The 19,667-nt window shown below is 40.3% G+C and carries 19 protein-coding genes and 1 tRNA gene; 6 read left to right on the top strand and 14 right to left on the bottom strand.

What is annotated here, in order from left to right; translation table 11 throughout:
* Positions 1–34 precede the first annotated feature (34 nt).
* The 6 genes from mraY (at position 35) to JG735_RS01940 (ending at position 6,690) form a co-directional block, all read left to right on the top strand.
* A complete protein-coding gene (mraY, locus tag JG735_RS01965) occupies positions 35–1,099 on the top strand; it encodes a phospho-N-acetylmuramoyl-pentapeptide-transferase (protein WP_201335173.1) in 1,065 nt (354 codons plus the stop codon).
* Complete coding sequence (locus JG735_RS01960) at positions 1,096–2,283, top strand: Mur ligase family protein (RefSeq protein ID WP_236584137.1); 1,188 nt, start codon at positions 1,096–1,098, stop codon at positions 2,281–2,283. The genes mraY and JG735_RS01960 overlap by 4 nt, the downstream gene beginning before the upstream one ends.
* Before the next feature lie 40 nt (positions 2,284–2,323).
* Positions 2,324–2,399: transfer RNA gene (locus tag JG735_RS01955), tRNA-Phe, on the top strand.
* Between the two features lie 108 nt (positions 2,400–2,507).
* Positions 2,508–4,385: a TonB-dependent siderophore receptor gene (locus JG735_RS01950; RefSeq protein WP_201335172.1), complete on the top strand. Its 1,878-nt coding sequence runs from the start codon at positions 2,508–2,510 to the stop codon at positions 4,383–4,385.
* Positions 4,382–4,804 carry a hypothetical protein gene (locus tag JG735_RS01945; protein WP_201335171.1) on the top strand — a complete coding sequence of 141 codons (423 nt, stop codon included), beginning with the start codon at positions 4,382–4,384 and terminating at the stop codon, positions 4,802–4,804. The genes JG735_RS01950 and JG735_RS01945 overlap by 4 nt, the downstream gene beginning before the upstream one ends.
* Positions 4,801–6,690, top strand: coding sequence for a bifunctional diguanylate cyclase/phosphodiesterase (locus JG735_RS01940; RefSeq protein ID WP_201335170.1), 1,890 nt, complete (start codon positions 4,801–4,803; stop codon positions 6,688–6,690). Before JG735_RS01945 ends, JG735_RS01940 begins: the two co-directional genes overlap by 4 nt.
* Positions 6,691–6,822: 132 nt before the next feature.
* On the opposite strand, the gene JG735_RS01935 is transcribed toward JG735_RS01940, so the two are convergent.
* Genes JG735_RS01935 through JG735_RS01870 form a run of 14 tightly spaced genes read right to left on the bottom strand, consistent with a single transcriptional unit; the run spans position 6,823 to position 19,662 of the window.
* A complete protein-coding gene (locus tag JG735_RS01935) occupies positions 6,823–7,380 on the bottom strand; it encodes a putative peptidoglycan-binding domain-containing protein (protein WP_201335169.1) in 558 nt (185 codons plus the stop codon).
* Positions 7,373–7,693, bottom strand: a complete 321-nt coding sequence (locus tag JG735_RS01930; RefSeq protein WP_201335168.1) for a phage holin family protein — start codon at positions 7,691–7,693, stop codon at positions 7,373–7,375. The genes JG735_RS01935 and JG735_RS01930 overlap by 8 nt, the downstream gene beginning before the upstream one ends.
* 25 nt (positions 7,694–7,718) lie before the next feature.
* A complete protein-coding gene (locus tag JG735_RS01925) occupies positions 7,719–8,006 on the bottom strand; it encodes a hypothetical protein (RefSeq protein ID WP_201335167.1) in 288 nt (95 codons plus the stop codon).
* Complete coding sequence (locus JG735_RS01920) at positions 8,003–8,422, bottom strand: DUF1353 domain-containing protein (RefSeq protein WP_201335166.1); 420 nt, start codon at positions 8,420–8,422, stop codon at positions 8,003–8,005. The genes JG735_RS01925 and JG735_RS01920 overlap by 4 nt, the downstream gene beginning before the upstream one ends.
* A gap of 3 nt (positions 8,423–8,425) precedes the next feature.
* Entirely contained in the window at positions 8,426–9,082 is a 657-nt protein-coding gene (locus JG735_RS01915) for a hypothetical protein (protein WP_201335165.1), read from the bottom strand.
* Between the two features lie 9 nt (positions 9,083–9,091).
* Complete coding sequence (locus tag JG735_RS01910; RefSeq protein WP_370583958.1) at positions 9,092–11,383, bottom strand: SBBP repeat-containing protein; 2,292 nt, start codon at positions 11,381–11,383, stop codon at positions 9,092–9,094.
* Positions 11,383–12,543 carry a DUF2460 domain-containing protein gene (locus tag JG735_RS01905; protein ID WP_201335163.1) on the bottom strand — a complete coding sequence of 387 codons (1,161 nt, stop codon included), beginning with the start codon at positions 12,541–12,543 and terminating at the stop codon, positions 11,383–11,385. Before JG735_RS01905 ends, JG735_RS01910 begins: the two co-directional genes overlap by 1 nt.
* Complete coding sequence (locus tag JG735_RS01900; protein WP_201335162.1) at positions 12,540–16,805, bottom strand: tape measure protein; 4,266 nt, start codon at positions 16,803–16,805, stop codon at positions 12,540–12,542. Before JG735_RS01900 ends, JG735_RS01905 begins: the two co-directional genes overlap by 4 nt.
* Entirely contained in the window at positions 16,798–16,956 is a 159-nt protein-coding gene (locus tag JG735_RS01895; RefSeq protein ID WP_201335161.1) for a hypothetical protein, read from the bottom strand. Before JG735_RS01895 ends, JG735_RS01900 begins: the two co-directional genes overlap by 8 nt.
* A gap of 5 nt (positions 16,957–16,961) precedes the next feature.
* Complete coding sequence (locus JG735_RS01890) at positions 16,962–17,231, bottom strand: hypothetical protein (protein ID WP_201335160.1); 270 nt, start codon at positions 17,229–17,231, stop codon at positions 16,962–16,964.
* A 47-nt stretch (positions 17,232–17,278) separates the two neighbouring features.
* The gene (locus tag JG735_RS01885) at positions 17,279–17,578 is read right to left on the bottom strand and encodes a hypothetical protein (protein WP_012081851.1); all 300 of its coding nucleotides are present in this window, start codon (positions 17,576–17,578) and stop codon (positions 17,279–17,281) included.
* A gap of 9 nt (positions 17,579–17,587) precedes the next feature.
* Positions 17,588–18,490: a phage tail tube protein gene (locus JG735_RS01880; RefSeq protein ID WP_201335159.1), complete on the bottom strand. Its 903-nt coding sequence runs from the start codon at positions 18,488–18,490 to the stop codon at positions 17,588–17,590.
* Positions 18,490–18,693, bottom strand: coding sequence for a hypothetical protein (locus JG735_RS01875; protein WP_201335158.1), 204 nt, complete (start codon positions 18,691–18,693; stop codon positions 18,490–18,492). Before JG735_RS01875 ends, JG735_RS01880 begins: the two co-directional genes overlap by 1 nt.
* A 9-nt stretch (positions 18,694–18,702) precedes the next feature.
* Positions 18,703–19,662 (bottom strand): major capsid protein, encoded by a 960-nt coding sequence (locus JG735_RS01870; protein WP_201335157.1) that lies wholly within the window; start codon positions 19,660–19,662, stop codon positions 18,703–18,705.
* Between the last annotated feature and the right edge of the window lie 5 nt (positions 19,663–19,667).

The raw sequence follows: 19,667 nt of genomic DNA, 5'->3' as shown, positions 1-19,667 counted from the left end.
TCTTCAAATCACTTTAACTGTATCAAGGCAAAAGATGCTCTACTATTTCTATTCCGTTTTTCATATCAATATATTCCAATACATTACAGTACGAGCCGGTATCGCCTTCTTTTTCGCATTTTTCTTTACACTTTATCTTATGCCAAAATTTATACGCTGGGCGATGAAAAAAAGCTCCTATCAGCCAATCTACTCTTTGGCTCCGGAACATCACAAGAAAAAAGCCAACACCCCTACGATGGGGGGAGTAGTATTCATATTTTCTGCACTTCTTGCTTCTTTGCTCACTGTCAAAATACACAACCCGTATGTTTTGGGAGCATTTTTAACCATTCTTGGATTTTTGGCCATAGGCGTCATTGACGATTATGGAAAAATAACCAAACGATCCAACCAAAGCGGACTCAGTGCCAAGAAAAAATTTTTTTTGCAAATCTTGGTTGCCTTTTTAGTATCACTCTATCTGTATGGATATGCCCACTTGAGTACAGATCTTTATGTCCCGTTTTACAAATACCCTCTTTTCGATATGAATATATCAGCGGTTCTGTTTTGGACACTGGTTATCGTCGCCACATCCAATGCCGTCAATCTTACTGACGGGCTGGATGGCTTAGCTACTGTCCCTTCCATTATGGCTCTTACAACGCTCGCCATTATTACCTATATTACAGGAAACGCCGTTTTGAGTCATTATCTATTGCTTCCAAAAATTATCGGAGTTGGAGAAGTGAGCATCGTTGCCGCCGCATTTGCGGGGAGTCTGATCGGATTTTTATGGTACAACTGTCACCCTGCGGAGGTTTTCATGGGAGATAGCGGCAGCCTAACATTAGGAGCTTTCATAGGATATATGGCTATCATATCAAAAAGTGAAATTTTACTCATTCTCATAGGTTTTGTCTTTGTCATGGAAGCACTTTCGGTCATCATTCAAGTTAGCAGCTTTAAACTAAGAAAGAAACGGGTCTTTCTTATGGCTCCTATTCACCACCATTTCGAACAGAAAAACTGGAATGAGAGCAAAATCATTGTTCGGTTCTGGATTATCGCTCTCATTTCAAATCTCATAGCACTCATTACATTAAAGATTCGATGATGATAGCACTTTTGGGATTTGGCAAGACAACGAAAGCATTGGCAAAAAAGTTTGGAAATGCTATATTTTTCGAAGAGATCGAAGAGACGTATCAAGATAATGAAGGTTTTTTGCACCAGCCTTTCAAAGCATTCGATCCAGCCATGTTCGATATCGTTGTACCAAGTCCAGGCATCCCACCATCCCATCCCACCATCCAAAAAGCCAAAAACAAAATAGTAAGCGAATATGATCTTTTTGCCCTACAGATGCCCTATAGCATCTGGGTCAGCGGAACCAATGGAAAGACAACCACCACTCAGATGATTACCCACCTTTTATCAGAAAAAAAGACAGTGGCAGGAGGCAATATCGGTACACCCTTGGCCAAACTAGATCCAAAGGCAAGAATCTGGGTTTTAGAGACGAGCTCTTTTACATTGCACTACACGAAAATTGCAAAACCAAATCTGTATGTTTTACTTCCTATTACTCCGGATCATATCAGTTGGCATGAAAGTTTTGAAGCATATGAAGAGGCAAAACTCAGACCCCTTTCGAAACTCAAAGAGGGAGAAGTCGCTCTTGTGCCAAAACAGTATGAACATATCTCTACCAATGGCTACCTCATAGGGTATGAAGGTATCGATGATCTGTGTGATCGTTTCAACATAGATCCATATAGAATCAACTTTCATGGCGCTTTTTTGCTCGATGCCCTCTTGGCACTTGCTGTGAAAAAGATACTGTTTCATAGGATCGATTATAAAACGATCAACACTTTTTCTCTTGATCCACATAAACAAGAAGAATTTAGAGATATAGAAGGGAGAGTCTGGGTTGATGACAGCAAAGCGACAAACATCGATGCAACTTTAGCCGCTATTTCGAGATATAAAGATACAAGGATCCATCTCATCCTCGGTGGAGACAACAAAGGCGTCAATTTGGAACCTTTGATCAAAAATCTGCACAATGTGGATATCTACGCCATTGGTAAAGCCGAACCACACATCATAGAAGTTGCAAAAAAGTACAACCTGCCGGTTCACAGCACAAAAACTTTGGAAAGAGCAGTCGATATGATAAAAAAGAGGATGAAAAAAGGAGAAGTGGCACTTCTTTCTCCAGCTTGTGCCAGTCTGGATCAGTTCAAAAACTATAAAGATCGTGGAGAAACATTCAAACAGCTTGTTTTAAGCTGATTTTTAACATTTGTAAGTATAATTTCATTCAACTTCGCTTGGCCAGATAGCTCAGTAGGTAGAGCAAGGGACTGAAAATCCCTGTGTCGGCGGTTCGAATCCGCCTCTGGCCACCACTCCTACTTATAACTTCAATCTTCAATTGCATCTATTTTAATAAATGCTAATTCTCATTTTGATAAAATCCCATATTCTTGTTTTTAAGAAAGATTAAGGAGCAATATATGAAAAAAATTGCTTTATATATATTGATATTAATTTTCTCATGTATTTCCTATGCTACAGATTTGGATACGCTGCTCCAAGAGTACAGAAAAGAAGCGGAACTCTCTAAAATCACAAAAAAAGAGAGTGCTGGTCTAATTGATATTTATACAAGAGATGATTTGGAGAAAATGCAGGCAAAAACGCTCCTTGATGTACTAAAAACTATACAAATGTTTCATCTAACGCGAACACCAAACAATCTCTACCTTTTCTCTTTTCCATCAACAAGCTATATTCCTCTTAGTTCCATCAGACTGTATATCAACGATCACGATATGACATCCACCTCTTTTGGCAGTGCATTACTGATATGGGGAGATATGCCTATCGAATATATCGACCATATAGAGTTTTATCGCGGCTCTTCCTCTATCGAGTTTGGCAATGAAACGGGTCTTTTTATAATTAAACTCTATACAAAAAAACCGGAAAGAGAGGAAGGTGGAAAAATACGGCTTCTTGCTGACAACAAAAAGAGCTACGAATCAGATATATACTATGCCCATACGACGGAAGGTAAATTTTCCTGGTTTGCATATATCAATAGTGACAATATCAACCAGAAAAAGTATTCCCATCTCAATCATTCAATCAGTAGCGACAAAGACGGCTACAATATCTATACAAATTTATTCTATAACGATTATAGATTAGAAATAGGCAATTACAAAAAAAAGAGCGACTCTTTTTTGGGACACAGTAAAGATTTTACGCCTGAAGGCGGCGGATTGGATGCAAGGCATCAATATCTCCATATCACAAAAGAGAGCAAGGAGAACTACAAACTCCAATTGGCCTATGACAATTTGTATTATGATAGAACCTACGTCGATCCATCAGGGATCAATGCCGGGAATTTGGGATATGTGACATATTACAACACGCATTTCAAAGACAAAATCTACTCCATCATTGCCGAAAAGTTTTTTCGATATGGCAACAACTCATTCTTACTAGGAGGATTTTACAAATATAAAAAATTTACAATGGATGGGACATTCGATACAACACAAACATCATACGAAAATGGGCTGGATCTTTACTCACTTTACATTGAAGACAAATATAACCTGGCAAAAAATAAGATGCTGATAGCCTCATTTAAACAAGATTTTTACCGGTATGACAAAAAGGTCCCCAATACCAATCAATCTGTAATAAGAATAGGCTATTTACAACATTTCAATCAAAATAAAGGAAAATTCAAACTTTTTCTTACCGATACATATCGCCCCATAGCCTTTTACAAACTCTATTCACCAAACAAAATTCCATTTAAAGCAAATAGCCAACTGAAAATGCCCAGAATTTTCGTAGTAGCGTCCAGCCTTCGATACAATCTTAATCAACAGCACTCTTTGCGATTTCAAGTGGGATACAATAGAGCTAAAAACGCTGTTATCTACTCTCCTTCATCCGGATACATCAACTATACAAACAAAAAAATAAAAAGATATATATTTTCCATTGAATATGACTATACACAAGACCTTTTCAACAGATATAAACTTGCCTTTTTTAAAGGATACAACAATCAAGATATCGAATACTCCCCAAAATATGGAGCACTGTTCCAGTCATTCAATAGTTTTGGAAAATATGACATTTACAACGAACTGACCTATAAAAGCAGCTACGAGTATGCCGGAATAAATGTTGATGCATCACTGGATTATACTGCTGCTATCAAATACCATTTTACAAAAGATTTTTCCATTGGAGTACGGGGAGAAAACATTTTCGGGACAGGTTTTAAACAAGCATACCGTAATCTTCCGTATGCCATTCCTGTCCTCGATAGAAAAATTTGGTTTAATGTGGAGTATCTGTTTTGAAAAAAATAACGCTTATTTTTCTGCTCATATGTAGTGTATCGGCATCAATATTTCAAATAGAACAAAAAATATATTCAACGGTCCTCCATGCTCTTTTTCCACATAAATACATTATCAAAATATGGACGGACGATGAGAAGAAAAAATCGCTTTTTCACACACTGCCGCTCAATGTACGGTTGGTAGAAGAACCAAACGAAGCAGATATCCTGTTTGTCTATCATAAACCAGATATCAAAACAGAAAAAATGATATTTGCTGGTTCATACCATCTATTAAAAATTTATAGAAAACAGGCCATCGGCGGTTTTTATTGGCAGAAGGGCCGGCCTAATCTGATTTTTCTCAAAAACAATATTCATAAGTACAAGATTGAACTCCCTAAAGAACTCCAAAAATATTTGGAGGATTCGATTTGAAAAGTTACAAATATATTTACAGTTTTCTCATTGTCACAATTATACTTTCCATTATATACCTCTTTTACGCTGTGTCACATGCCAACAAGCACATATCTATCAATATAGAAAAAACATTTACACGACAAGCACAATATTTCGCAAACAATATCGAGGAAGTTGTTAAAAAACGGGTTCCAAAAAATCTCTATTCTACGCTTCGAAGCCATCCCAAGTTACGTGAAAATCTTCAAGATGCATTATCGTTGCTCATCACACCAACATTTAAATATGTCTATATTTTGTATAGAGACAAGCATGGCAAATACAGATATCTCCTTGACGGAAGCAAAGAAGACAGAGGCGAATTTGATGCTCCATTGAACGTGGATATCGAAAATTGGAACCGCGTCTATGATAGCGGGAAGGATCAGATAGTCCTTGAAAAAGATCTTGAAACACTGTGGGGCACCTATCTCAAACCGCTTCGATACAAGGGAAAAACAGAAGCTATCATTGCAATAGATTTTTCTACAAATCTGCCCTTTACCATATCTTCTGTTATGGAACCGATCAAAAATATCTTTTACTACATTTTTCTGTCTTTTTTTCTTCTGCTGCTGATCCTTTTGTGGCAAATGCTTCTTAACATAAAAACTAGAAAAGAGGTCTTTATCGATCCTTTAACCCAAGTGTACAATAGAAAATTTCTAAGAGAATTTATCAATTCCCGGTATCAAGCCCAAAGATATCAAATCTTGATGCTTGATATCGATCATTTCAAGAGAATAAACGACATTTATGGACATAAAGCGGGAGATTACGTTTTACGCGAGGTTGCCAGACTCATAAAAAAGAGTATCCGAGAAGAAGATCTTTTGATCAGATTTGGTGGAGAAGAGTTCGTGCTCTTTATATACCGGGAAAATAGAGACTCCAATATTGCAAAAGAGATTGCCGAACGTATCCGAAAGGTTATCGAACAAGAAGATTTTATCTATGAAACACACCATATCAAAGTAACTGTCTCTATCGGTATCAATCTCCATCCGGAATATTTCAAAAGTCCAACCGAAGCCATAAAATATACAGACGAGTTACTCTACGTTGCCAAAAGACAAGGCAGAAACCAAGTCATTGATGAAAAAGAGCATAACCAACACAATAAAGCAATAGAAGATATCAATATCAACAGTGTTAAAGAGGCATTAGATGATAATCGAATTATCTGCTATTATCAGCCAATCTTTGACTTAAAGAACAATTCCATTGTCAAATTTGAAGCATTGGCACGTATGATTGATCAAAAAGGCCATATCATCACCCCAAATCAATTTCTCACTCCAATTGCTTTTACCAATGTCTATAATGACTTGACGAAAAAGATCATAGAGATTGTATTTCAGGCCATACATACCTATAACGTGCATATCAGTATCAATTTAAATATGTCGGATATTTTAGATAATGTCATTTACAGCACAATAATAGAAGAGATCAAACAGAACAAAAATTTGGCAAAATGGCTTACGATTGAACTTTTGGAGTATGAATCGGGACATATCGAACGATTGAAGGAACGACTCAAAGAAATCAAAAGTTATGGCATACAAATCGCCATAGATGATTTTGGAAGCGGATACTCCAATTTCAGTATTTTCCAGCATCTTCCCATAGATATTTTAAAAATAGACGGTGAACTTATCAAAAATATTGAATCTTCTCATATCTCATTTGCAATTACAAAATCGATTGCTCTTTTTGCAAATGACCTACAAATCATGACCGTTGCAGAATTCATTCATAATGAAAAAACATTGGAAATTGTAAAAAACCTTGGCATTCGATACGGACAGGGATTTTTCCTTGGAAAACCAGAACCGCTGGAAGTTTATATGAAACAGTAAATGGCGCGCCCGGAGAGATTCGAACTCCCGACCTACAGAACCGCAACTTGAAATAAAGCCCCAAAATACCGAAACTTAAACGAAGGTGTCAGCAGACATTTTCAACTTTTTGCTGACAGTTATTGAAAAAAATCACACCGCCTTTGCCCTGTTCACCCACCCATCTTCATACTTCGCAAATCTTTTTGGGTTTGACCTCACAAGCTCCTTGTAGTACTTGAGTTCCTCGAAGTCATACCCAACATCAAAAAGATCAACATCATATTCATTCAACGCCTTCAAAGTTTTTGGACCTACAACCCCATCTACTTTTACTCCAACTAGTTCTTGAGCTTTTTTGATAGCGTTCTCTATCCCAGTATTCACTCCAAATACAAAAATCTCCTCGGCTATCTTTTGGCTCTTCACGTCATACAGCTTCGCCCTGTTCCAGTATTTTTGGCGGTAGATGTTTTTGACTTCTTGCACAGCATGAGTATTATTACACAAAAGTTGTGATAGTTTTTTTGGATCGCTTTCGATCTCTTGATACTTTGCCAATTCTTTCCAAATATCTGCATCTGGATGTTCCTTTTGATATATCCCCATGAACGTCCAGCCCTCTTCACCATCGTTCCAATGCAAAGCATCGTCACAATCTTTGAACTCAAGATGCTTCAATGCTTCAAATGCGTGATTGAAATCAGCCATCCAGTTTCACTCCTATCTTTTTTGCAATATATTTTTCAAGAGCACTAATGCCTCTCGTTCCTTGATGTGCAGATATACCTACAAGTGCAGCGGTTAAAGGTTGTTCTATGCCAGCATATTCACACAAGTAGAATGTAATCACACCCAAAAAACCACTTATAACCATATCTCCAATCCACTCAGAAAGTGAAAAATGTTTGATAGTGCCATTTCTTATTTTTCTAATTGTATGTGCAGTTCCGCCCCATAGTGATAATGCCAAAACCCAAAGATAGGTAAAAAAACTATAATTTGTCGGATCTTTGTGAGGCATATCAATCCTTTTCACCACCAACACACTATCGTGATGATGTATTTGTCTCTTTTGTCGAATTTGATTCTGCAACTTCCTTTTTTGCTTCCTCGATTGCGGGTTTTATGATTTTTCTCGAAGCATCATAGGTTGCTGCCATAGCATCGATCTCTTTGAGTTTTTCTTGCGTATCTTTTGGAAGCTTGTCCCAGTTGGCTATCACTACTTTTTTGCCTGCAACATATATCGTTTTTGCCGCATTGTAGTACGGATCGGTTGCACATCCGGTCAATAGGATAGAACTACCGAGTATTGCAAGTAGAGTTCGTTTCATTTTCTGCCCTTCATAGGTTTTACTTTGATATATTCTCTCGCTTTCAAGACTTCTTCGCCTTTGTGACTTCTCCATACTCTCCAACCAAACATCCGAACAGCATAGTACATAGTGAGTCTTTTCCACTTCTTTACCCCAAGCTCTTCCATAGCTTCAAGAAACAATAAGTCACATTCCTTTCTTGGCAAGATTTCTGCCTTGTAAAGAGCGTCATGGAGTATGGCAGCTTCAAGGTATCTTCCAGCAACAGGTGGAAAGATGTTCCAAAAGATTTTTGGCACTGAAGCACCATCACTTACCCAACCACCTTTTACAGCTACATCCCACTTTTTGCCCTTGTATCTGAATGGTAGAACCACCTCGAAAGAGTTGGTGGTTCCTTCAACATGATCTATGACTATGTTGCCTATAAACATTTATCATCCTTGCAATGGGTATGGAATTAGATTGAGACTGACAGCGTTCAATTCATCGAACGTCGTTGCCTGTTGAGCCACAGCTGATTTTATTGCATATTCAGCTTTGCACGCTTGAACCCAACCTTGTCTGACCGAAACTTTTAATAACTGATCGATTGCAACTGCATATTTAGCCTCTTCATCCGTATCTGCAAATGTAGCTACTTCTTTTAAATTTTCAACTTCTGTTTGAAAATCCGATGTTCCTTCAATCACTCTTGCAGCAGATGTAAAAAACTTTTGATACAGATTGTCTGTTGTGTATGTGGATGGAAAATGGCTGATTAACCAAGCTCCCCAATATTCCTTGTCGTTCACATCGCTTCTTTGTTTAATTTCTGGATATGAAGTTTCTATGTGCGATTTCGTTTCTTTCTCAAAAATGCGAAGTTTCTTTGTTTTCAATTGTCTGAATTTTTGTTCATCTATTTTAGCTTTCTCCTCTGTCGTTCTTTCACGAACTTTTATGCCACCACTTTCTCTCCATACGACTACATAGTCTGGATTTTTTGTTGTAATATTCATATCTTCAATGATGGTTGTCCCGAGTGACTTGTTCGGGACGCTTTCTGTTATCGCAAGTATTTTTAGCGTTTTATCGTCTATTTTTATATACATATTATCTCCTTAGAATGTTCCCGTTGATACTGTCCATGTTTGAGCAGTAGGCGACCATGTTTGAGCAGTAGGCGACCATGTTTGAGCAGTAGGCGACCATGTTTGAGCAGTAGGTGTCCAAGTTTGTGCAGTAGGTGTGAAGGCAACATCAGTTAATGTAAAAGTTATCGATCCAACAGTTATCGAGTATGTTCCAGAAGGGATATTTAGATCATTAATAAACTTTGAAACATAATGATTATATGTAGTTCCATCATTTGATTTACCACATACAAACACATTTCCATTTGCATCTGTAGATATACCATATAAATAATCGGCATCTCCACTATCTATTGTATATTGCGATATCAGGTTTAGATCATTATCGAACTTTACTATGTAAGCATTATATGTAGTCCCATCGTCACTGTACCCAGCAACAAACACGTTTCCGTTTGAATTTATATCAATTGAAATAAAAGTATCAGTACCAGTACCACTATCAATCGTATATTGCGATATCAGGTTCAAATCATTGTCAAACTTTGCTATGTAAGCATTATATGTAGTTCCATCGTAGCTATGTCCGCATACAAATACATTTCCATTGCCGTCAATAGACATTCGGAATGAATAATCATCATTTCCACCATCTATTGTATATTGCGATATCAAATTTAAATCATTATCGAGCTTTGCTATGTAGTGGTTGTATGTAGTCCCATCATTGCTATATCCACATACAAACACGTTTCCATTTGCATCTACTGAAATCCACCTGCCATAATCAGCGTTTCCACTATCAATCGTATATTGCGATATCAGGTTCAAATCATTGTCAAACTTTGCTATATAGCAAACAGAAGTGGTTGCAGTACTGCTATATCCACACACAAACACATTTCCATTTGCATCTGTAGATATACTATACAAATAATCACTATCTCCACTATCAATCGTATATTGAGATATCAAGTTTAAGTCATTGTCAAACTTTGCTATATAGTAGTTGTACGTAGTTCCATCATTACTATATCCGCACACAAATACATTTCCGTTTGCATCCACTGAAATACCTGTGACCATATCACTGCCTGTGCCACTATCTATTGTATATTGAGATAATAGATTTAGTTTGTTGTCCAATTTTGCTATATAACAATCATACTGATTTCCAGATGTAACCCATCCACATACAAACACGTTTCCATTTGCATCTGTAGATATATCATACAAATAATCATTATCTCCACTATCAATCGTTGCCATAATATTGTAATTATTTGTAACAGTTACTCCTTCTGTGAGACTGTCAGAACCACCATTTCCATCATCCACCGTGTATGTAAAATTTACTATTGTGTCTGCTGTGTAATCTGGAAAAGTTACATGAAAAACATTCGGGATAGTTGCATCTTGAGTAATCGTCACATTAGCGTCATCCGCTGTAACGCTGTATGTCAGCACATCACCATCTGGGTCTGTTGCATCAATAGTCACATCGTATGTATTGTTGTCGTATATGGTACTGTTTGACCATGTGACTGAATTTATCGTTGGCGCAGTATTTGCTGGTGTCATGAAGCTAACTACATCGCTCCATTCTGAAATATGATTGTCACTGCCATGCCTAACTCTTACATACATTGTGGTCGATGGGTTGCTTCCATAGTTCGGAGTCCATGATGTGAGATTTGACGATCCGGCGTAACTGTCAACCAAAGTTGTAAATCCACTATCTGTTGCAAGTTGCCATTCAACAAAGTCTTGAGTTCCAATGAAGTTTTCTTTTGTGGCAAAAGCCGACGATTCTATTGTTCCGCTGAAGTCTATTGCACCATCCGCTGGAACTATTATTGATGGTTTCGCTACTTCACCTCTTGCAAAAAACTCGTCGCTAATCTTTTGTGAGCTCCATGTTTTATCAGTAGCTACAAGTAGATCGTCGATCGTCCCTTCAGGTAGTGTTGCAACCGCTGCTTGGGCTTTTATTGCCCAGTGCTTTGCGCTATATTTTCCCGTTTCAACTTCTACATCTTCAGCTTCTTCAGCCCATTTGTACGCTTTTAGCTCACTGTTAGCAGCATTCGCCTCGCTCGTTGCGGCATTTTGCGCGCTTGCTTCCGCATTGTTTGCGGCTGTTTGAACTTCTCCACTTAATGTATTCATGTTGTTTACAAGTGTGTTTGTCTCAGGCACGAAGCTGTCGTTGAAATAGTTGAGATAGATATGAACACTATTTGCGAACGTGTCCTTATCCATCGTTGTTTTGTCTGGTACCTGCCCGTTAAACACGGTCAGTGTCGGCAATTGTGTCATCACGCTACTCCTACTATCGTTGTTGTGGTTTCAAATTTGACGGGATTGTCTATCGGCATCGAGAAATCCTCAATATACGCAATGTTCGTCATCTCGCTGAATCTATCCGTCTCATCTGGGATAAAAAGCACGTTTTTCCCTACGATCTCTCCAACTTTTTGAGCCACTACGTTGAAATCCGGTACGTCGAACACCACTTTGGCTTTGAGCACTCGCACGTGTCCATATCGGATCACTTTTCGCGTGTTTGTAAATTCATCGTTTTGAATCTTGCTTTTATCTTCAAAAGAAAGTTCCGTGCCATAGAGCGTCAATCCCAAATCTCTTGCGCTTCCAATGACAATCGATCCGATCTTTACTACTCCTTCCGTTCCGCCATCAAATGTGAGTCTGAGCGTAGCGTTTGGAAGCCATTTGATGTCCGTTGCAATGACGCGGGTTTTTTCTTTTATTTCGTCGTAGAAATACTCAGAAAAGCTTATACATCCTATGTCTCTACCACTTACCACCCTGACTTCATCCGCAAACTGATAATCAGCTGTAATAGCAGCTCCGTCAGCTGGAGCGGTCGTGAACGTAATCTGCCCCAGAGCATTGTCTATCGTGTAGTCGGTATCTCTCGTCTGCACTACACTGTTAACGTATATGGTCTCCGAATCTTTGACGATATTTGTATTCGCAAGTTGAAACGTTGTTGTAGTGCCATCACCAGTCCCTACAATTTCGCCCGTAATCGGATTTTTATCATTGTCTATCAGCTCAAGAAGCAGTTGTGCGAAATGGATATTCACAAGTCCTACGGTATCGCATCTGCTAAATGGCATTTCCAGCGTGATATTCTCCCCAACTGATTGTGCGCCTATTTGCTCGTCCGTTGAGAGCATTTTGTAGGAGTTCACAAATCCCCAGTCGATCCATTTGGACTGGTCGGATGGGGGAAACACACCGCTGACGTTGTCTGCTGCACATCTGTATATCGTTTTGAGTTCTGGGACGATGACATAGTCACCCGTATTATATGTAGCAGCTGGATCATAGTTTGGATATGTTTCGTCCGTTACACCGCTGATGTTAGCTGGTGCTTCATATACCGTCTTGGTGTAGGTATATCCGTTGTCGGTCACTGACAGTATCGTTGTTCTTGGCTGGACGTATCTCATGCAAATCTCCTGTCAGTCTGCAATACTTTTGTATTGTTCGCCGTTTCTTTGTTGTATTCCTTGAGTGCTGCTACTTCTCTTCTGAGTGCTCGTATCTCTGTAATGAGTTCTTTTTGATTCAAAGGATCGTTTGGGTCTTTGAGTGGAATGACCGCCTCATGATAACCAGCTTCCCCAATCAATGCTGCTGTAGGTGCCGTAACGATACCTCCCTCTGCAAACGGATGTAAGATCGCATAGTTTGCAGCGTTTTTGATGGATTCCTCGATCACCTCATGCGGCACGTCTCCATTGTACGAACTCTCATCGAACAGTTGCGTTGCAGCATAGGAGATGGACTTTGCCAAATCCTGAGGCGCTATATCACCGCTTTTGACAGCTTCGACCCATCCTGCGGCATCTGTATCAGGCGGACGACCAAGCACTTCCATGTATGTTTGATAGACAAGATTGTATGCTTCACTTCCTCCTCCGCTGCTATCGCTTGGAGCGGTAAGGACCTGGTAGCTCGCAACCTTGTTTTGGCTGTCCTGGATTGCAGCCATAATTGCGTTTTGCAGCTGTATCAGCTGTTGAACGATAGGCGAATCGTAGCCAAGATATTCGGCATACTGATCGATCATCTGATCCACGAAAGATTGATACTCGCGCTCGATGGTGAGTTTGAGCATTTCCATGTATCGCTGATAAGTCTCGTTGATCTCACTTATTTTGTTTTGCAAGTCAATATTCGCCTCTACGATTGCAGACTCGATCCTGTCTGTATTGGATTTTACATCGTATCTATCCGCCATATCGTCAAGCAGATTTGCCATCTTGTTAGTTTCAAACAGATACTCCTTTTGTGTCGATGAGTTCTGTTTGAGATACTCCTGATACGCTGAAGCATAGTTCAATAGATTTTCTACGTCTTTATCCGGATTTATTCCGTTTGCAAGATCGTTTCTGACTCTGCCAAGATATTCGTAGAACCGATCTTTTGCGTACGTCGTGCCTCTGAGGGCAATTGCTCGAAGTCTGTCGGCACCGCGCCTGAGCTGATCGAGATAGCGCGTAATATTTTGTATAACGCTTTTCTCTTTGTTTAGCTGATTAATCCTGTCGTTATAGCTCTTTTGTGCATCCTGTATCTCTTTTTGTTTGAGATTGTTGATGGCAGCAAGAACGTTTTGTACCGTCTCTGGCGTCGCATTGGCTATCGCCTCAAGCAGTTGCGATATGTTTTCGATCGGCTTTGCGTTCAAAATTGCAAGAGCGCTTTCGAATCGTGCGATGCCTTGCGTGATAGTCTGTTCGATCGCCTGTTTGTATGCTCTTTCAGCGTCTGTTGCCCGCATTAACGCCTGTCCAAGCTGATTCCAGGACTCTATCGTATCTGGAGTCGGACTTGCTTCGATTGCTTTTTGCATGAGATCGAGATAGTTGTCCACGGTCACGTTTGAGGCATCCATCGCTTTTTGAAGGCTTTGCAAATCCTCTTTCGCATACTCCATCTTGAGCTTGAGGGCTTCTATGTCATTGCCAAACGTCTTGGCTTTCCAGATGGAGAAGTCTCTACGTGTTTTGAGATATTTGCCAAACTCTTCCGTCAATGTTTCCGTGATTGTCTTGTCTATCGATTTTGCGTAGTCGATCCATATCTGCTTGAGCTGCTGGGTGAACTCGTCGCTTTGGATATCTTTTCCAGTAATATGTTGAACGAAAGAGGAGAGAATTGTTTTTTCAAGCGCATCCTCTTTGTCCCATATCTTTCCTGGTGCGAGATACGTCCACTCAGCCTCTTTTTGGAATACCTTCAAAAGTATCTCGTCAAGCGCCTGGAACGTCTTTTTGAGTCTGTTTTTGACAACCTGTGAAACGAGGCTGTACTCGTCACCGCTGCTTGAACTGAACCATCCGTCTTTTTCCCAGTGTTTGTACGCTTTTATGGTTTCGTCGGTGATGTTTGACGCACCAACGTAGTCGAAGGCCTCTATCCCTTGGGATGTGTATTTTTTCTTGCCAAAGATGCCACCGATTATTGAGCCAATCACACCGCCTACGATAGCACCTATCGGACCGCCTACGGATGTTGCAGCACCGATAATCCCGCCAAGCGCGCCACCTGCAGCACCACCGACTCCTGCGTATGAGTTTGCACCGAAAAGCATGTCACCAAGAGAACCGATAGCATACCCGCCAAGACCACCTGCAATTGCACCGGTTGCGCCCATGCCGATATTGAACGCATTGAGCCCAGCCCCACTCATATATGTTCCACCAGCAAGCCAGTTTGCTGATCCGGCCAGGCCAAGTCCAACTGTAGGTGAGAGATTGTACACCATGCCTGCAAGTTGCCCCATATATGCTGATGGTGCATAGAGTGCGGTTGTCAATATTCCTGTTGGATTTGCTGCAAAACTTACACCTGTTTTTATTGCCGCAGGCAATGATGCAATTGTTGCTATATCGCTTATTGGACTTCCATCTGCTGCATACGCCTGAATATGCCCGCCGGTTGTTACGATCTTTTGGCCAACTTCGTTTTGATAGACTCCATCTCCCAAAGCCTTCCATCCGGCCTGAGTGAGTTCTTTTGCTATGGTCACACCGTTCATGGAGACTTGCGGTAGGCCGATCATACCTGCAAGAGAGTTTGTGATAAATCCGGCAAACGCTGAGCTTATACCTCGTGCAAAGGGATTGATGATTGAGCTTAAAATATCATTGAAAAGGTTTTTTAGGAAATCTTTGAAATCGTGAAATTTACCAGTGACAGCATCAAAGAAGTTATTGTTGAAGCTGTCATAGATATTGGTTGAGACTTTATCAAAGGTGGTTTCGATGTATTTGGCGGTGGTTTTAGTTGTTTTTTTAATTTTCGAAGTTGTATTTTGAAAAGCACCATCTACAGCGCCTTTAACTTCTTTTGTTGTCTTTTTGGTGGTGTTTTTCACATTGCCTTGAAACTTTTTGTAGTATTCTTCCGCTTTCTCAAAGATTTCTTTGAACTTGTCGCCAAGCTGGTTGTGTTTCTCGTTCGCAAAATCTACATAATCTTGAACTTGATTTTTAAGCTTTTTATAGAGCTTTTCTGATTCTTCCTCAAATGCTGTGAAAGCTTGGGGGACTTTCATTTTTTGGAGATTGTCTATCCATCCTATCTTCAAGAATCCAGGGAGTGCATTGTTGATCGATTTCGCTTTATCCACTATCCAGTTGTATGCTTTTGCTATGCCGATTCTTATGCCATTGAAAATCTTTTCAAATCCAGCAGCAGCCGTGACAATGGCAAGTTTGAATGCTGTCCATTCAATTTTAAGTATTTTAATAGCTTTTATTACAACATCCCATTTGTATGCCATCTGAACAACAGCTTTAGCTACAAAACGGATGCCGTTTATGAGCCATTCGCTCCACTCCTTTGCTTTTGTTTTGCTTTTATCTACTGCACTTGCAAACTCATCACCGATTGCTTTTGTGATGGATTTGATGTAATTAAAAAGCCCCGCATCCATCACATTCTTTTTTAAAATCGTCCAATTGTCCGCTATATTTGAAAGAATGCCCTCAAGTGTATTGGCACGCTCGTTTGCAGCGCCTTCATACTTGCTGTTCCATATCGCCTCAAGCGTACTTTGGATAATCTCTTGGTTATTGTCTATTACGATATGCTTTACTTTTCCGCTTGCATCCGCCCATTGAAAAGCTACCTTGCTCCCCTGATTGTATGCTTTGATCCCAAATTCTTTGAGGCGCTCAAACTCTCCGTTTACCGCATCTGCTATCGCTTCAACTGCTTGGTCGAGCGGCTTGCCCATAGCTGCTGCAGTATCACCAAGGGACTTTAGAAGTCCCTTTGTAGGTTCGAGTCCATATGCTCGAAGCTTTACAAACGCTTCAGTTGTTTCTGCAAGTTGGTATGGAGTAGTCTTAGTGAAATGGACTATCCATTGCATTGATTTTTCTGCTTTTTGGCTGCTCCCCTCGATGGTTTTTAGTACCGCATTGAATTTTTCGAATTCCATTGCAGTACCAGTAAACGAACCACCGAGGGCAATAGCTGCATCTGCAAGTTGTTTGAGCGCATATACGGCCACGCCAATGTGAGCCATATCTTTTATTCGTTTTGTAAAACTCTCAATATTTTTGATAGATTTAGCGGTAGTATGCGATAACTTTTCTGTGGCTTTATCTAGTTTACTGACTTCGCCAGCAAACACCTTAAGATCGCCAGTTTTTGCGTCAGTTTTGATGATAAGCTTGAGTTCTTTTTTAGCCATGGTATAATGATCCTATGGAATTTGTACTTACATTTTTAGGTTTTGCGATCATCTTGCTTTTCATACTTCGCATGGACGCAAGATACGTGATCATTGGCGCTATATGGTATGTACTGCTAAGCGTCAAGGTTGATACGTTCTCTGTCGTCACAGCTTCTATCCTTTCGCTTTTTGTGCTTCTTGCGCCCAAATTAGTCCGCCTTGTAAAAAAATCGGCGTCCACTCTTTAACCTCAAAGTTATTCCATTCAAGAAAATCTTTTACGGCCTCGTATTTTTTACCTACTACTCCGCCCATACCGCCATATTCCCATGGCACTTGCAAAAAGATGCGAGATGCTGCAAAGTAGATCGGATTGTCAATAACCACAATCTTTGATGCTGGATTGCTTTTGATCTGCTCAAGTTCATCCTCATCAAAACTCAATTCCCCGATCCCTTTTGCGTTTTGCTCGCACCATAGATAAAAACGCTCTATCTCCTCTTGCGTCGCTTTCCCAGCTCTTCCTGGAGACCCGCTACAAATTCAAAGATGTTCCCATACTCTTCAAGTTCCTCGATCATTTTTTGCTTGAGTTCTTCATCACCTACAATATTCTCTTCAAGCAGTTCAATATGGAGTTGATAACGTTCATCATCGTCCATATCGCCTACTTTTGAGAATTTCTGAATCTGTTTCGTATTGAGGTCTTTGAACTTGAACTCAGCTTTGCTCCCATCGAGAAATTCAAACTCGAATGGAAACTCGGTTAATTTTGCACTAAATTTTTTCACTCACCCTCCTTATAGATATGTAATCGTAAAATCGTTGCTTGCCAAAAACTCTCTTGTGGCTTCAAGTTCATCCGTTCCACTTTCACTGATATTTGTATAGCTAAGCGTTGGTAGATGCAACACAAACTTATTGCCACTTCTATCGCTCAAGGTCACTTCAAGAGACTTGATTGCGCCACTTAAAAACTCGCCCCAATATCCGATATCGTTTCCGACTTTTTCTGTGATGGATACTTTTGCTGCAAAATCGGATCGATAAAAGCTCTTATCACCAATTGCATATATCTCGTTGATTTGGTTGCCCATATCAAAACTAACGCTTGTAACTGGCAATGTATTACCACCTAGAGTCACGGCCTGAGCAGAAGTAACAACGAAAATGTCATTATTGTCTAACGTTACAGATGGATTTGGCTCTTCAACCGGAGTATCGCTGTACCCTTGGATATCAAATTGTGCTTTTGCAGGTGCTCCAACTTCAAGATCGAGTTTCAAATTAGCACTCACACCTGTAAAGTGCCGTTTGATGCCATCGAGATACCAAACTACCTCACCTGTGGCCAATTCATCAGAATTAGGACTATATACATATGCATCGTTTGCACCGTCACCATCCGTATCAACTGCTTGACCGGTGAGTCCTGCCATTTTGAACAATTCATCGAGTTTTGGCACATTTGCCCCACCACCATTGCTCTTGAGAAACGCACTAATTGTCCCACTTGCCACCAAGTAGTTGCCATCCACCCAAGTCTTAGTGGTCCCCATCTGCCCGTCATACTGCTTATACTCACCCGTTTTTGTAGTAAAACTTGGGCTAAATGGATCGCTGATATCCACAACATTTGATGCTGTAGGCGTTGCGCCGACCGCAGCTAATACAACGCTGTTCTTTACGAGTCTTTTTGCCATCACTTAGCTCCTCTTCTGCTCTTTTTAGAGCCAATCAGTTCAAGGTTCTCAACTCCTGTAAATATTTCTTTATCTTTTTCAGATGCCACAATCTTGTCAAAGCCTCTCAAATCCTCTTTTTTGAAAAATTTGATGTTTGCTCTTACGACAACTTCATCAGCGGACGCCTGATATTGTCCACTGAAATCAATTACTCTTTTCATAGGTTATTCCTATGCGGTTTTGGCTACAACGCCTGCAGCAGCTTTAATATCGCTTACAAGCGTCCAGCTTGCAGTACTGCCAAGTACAGAGTCGCTCGGGTTGATACCTTGGGCTTTGTTGTAGCTAAAGCCTTTTACCTTGATCGTATAAGCGCCTTCGGCCTTGAATCGATACCCTGCGTTTTCTTGTGTAATGTCAAGATCGCTCAAGATTTTCACAACTTCGCTCTCATCGATAGTAATTGCACCGGGAGTCAATCCAAGAGTGTAGTATCCGTTTTCGTTTACTCCATCTCCATTCAGATCCTCGCTCCATTGAAGCGCTGCGTTATCGACCATCCAAAGTTTTCTACCAAGTGTTCCAATCTGTGCGCCATAGACAGCACCGTAGCTAATCTGATCTGCAGTAGAATTAAGCGCATTTTGAAGCAGCTGATATGCAACCATGGATGGAGCCACAAACACCTTCACATCCTCGTTCATGTCTCCAAGTTTGAAAACAGCATCGGCAAGAGTTTGCACATCCGCTGCAGTAGTTCCGTCACCTGCGACAAGCTCCGTTCTTGAAGTTAGAGCCGCAACCAATGCTATAAGCCCTTTTTCTATTGTCCATCGCGAGATCTTTTCTCCGATCTTGTTTCCGATCTTAGAGTTCATATTCTTAACGGTCGTACCATATCGCTCAAGCTCGGTATTCGTAACAAACAAATCCCCTCTAAAGTAGAGTTTGACCGCAACATCTTCGCTTGTAGATAGTCTTTCTGGCGTTACAGCCGTGTCGACCGTCGGGTCTCTTCGCACGATGTTTCCAAAATCGTCGAAGAATGTTTCCTCGATGTAGTCGCCTTTGTGGATATTTCTACCCACACTAATCGCACCGCCTGTAGCAGTCTTGGCATTGAGCAGATTGTCTCTAATGCTGTCAATCGCGGTAGTTTGAATTACCGTATCTTTGATTTGAATTGCCATTTCCT

The sequence above is a fragment of the Nitratiruptor sp. YY08-10 genome (genome assembly GCF_016629565.1).
Classification (GTDB): domain Bacteria; phylum Campylobacterota; class Campylobacteria; order Campylobacterales; family Nitratiruptoraceae; genus Nitratiruptor.
The sequence above is the reverse complement of the archived record's forward strand: the minus strand, read 5'-3'. Positions and strand labels throughout refer to the sequence as shown.

Bases quoted from the DNA above. Each gene is read 5' to 3' on its own strand.
- JG735_RS01880 (WP_201335159.1), bottom strand. From the start codon at position 18,490: ATGGCAAAAAGACTCGTAAAGAACAGCGTTGTATTAGCTGCGGTCGGC.
- JG735_RS01925 (WP_201335167.1), bottom strand. From the start codon at position 8,006: ATGAAACGAACTCTACTTGCAATACTCGGTAGTTCTATCCTATTGACC.
- JG735_RS01905 (WP_201335163.1), bottom strand. From the start codon at position 12,543: ATGAGATACGTCCAGCCAAGAACAACGATACTGTCAGTGACCGACAAC.
- JG735_RS01920 (WP_201335166.1), bottom strand. From the start codon at position 8,422: ATGTTTATAGGCAACATAGTCATAGATCATGTTGAAGGAACCACCAAC.
- JG735_RS01910 (WP_370583958.1), bottom strand. From the start codon at position 11,383: ATGACACAATTGCCGACACTGACCGTGTTTAACGGGCAGGTACCAGAC.
- JG735_RS01930 (WP_201335168.1), bottom strand. From the start codon at position 7,693: ATGCCTCACAAAGATCCGACAAATTATAGTTTTTTTACCTATCTTTGG.
- JG735_RS01900 (WP_201335162.1), bottom strand. From the start codon at position 16,805: ATGGCTAAAAAAGAACTCAAGCTTATCATCAAAACTGACGCAAAAACT.
- JG735_RS01915 (WP_201335165.1), bottom strand. From the start codon at position 9,082: ATGTATATAAAAATAGACGATAAAACGCTAAAAATACTTGCGATAACA.
- JG735_RS01870 (WP_201335157.1), bottom strand. From the start codon at position 19,662: ATGGCAATTCAAATCAAAGATACGGTAATTCAAACTACCGCGATTGAC.
- JG735_RS01875 (WP_201335158.1), bottom strand. From the start codon at position 18,693: ATGAAAAGAGTAATTGATTTCAGTGGACAATATCAGGCGTCCGCTGAT.
- JG735_RS01950 (WP_201335172.1), top strand. From the start codon at position 2,508: ATGAAAAAAATTGCTTTATATATATTGATATTAATTTTCTCATGTATT.
- JG735_RS01935 (WP_201335169.1), bottom strand. From the start codon at position 7,380: ATGGCTGATTTCAATCACGCATTTGAAGCATTGAAGCATCTTGAGTTC.
- mraY (WP_201335173.1), top strand. From the start codon at position 35: ATGCTCTACTATTTCTATTCCGTTTTTCATATCAATATATTCCAATAC.
- JG735_RS01960 (WP_236584137.1), top strand. From the start codon at position 1,096: ATGATGATAGCACTTTTGGGATTTGGCAAGACAACGAAAGCATTGGCA.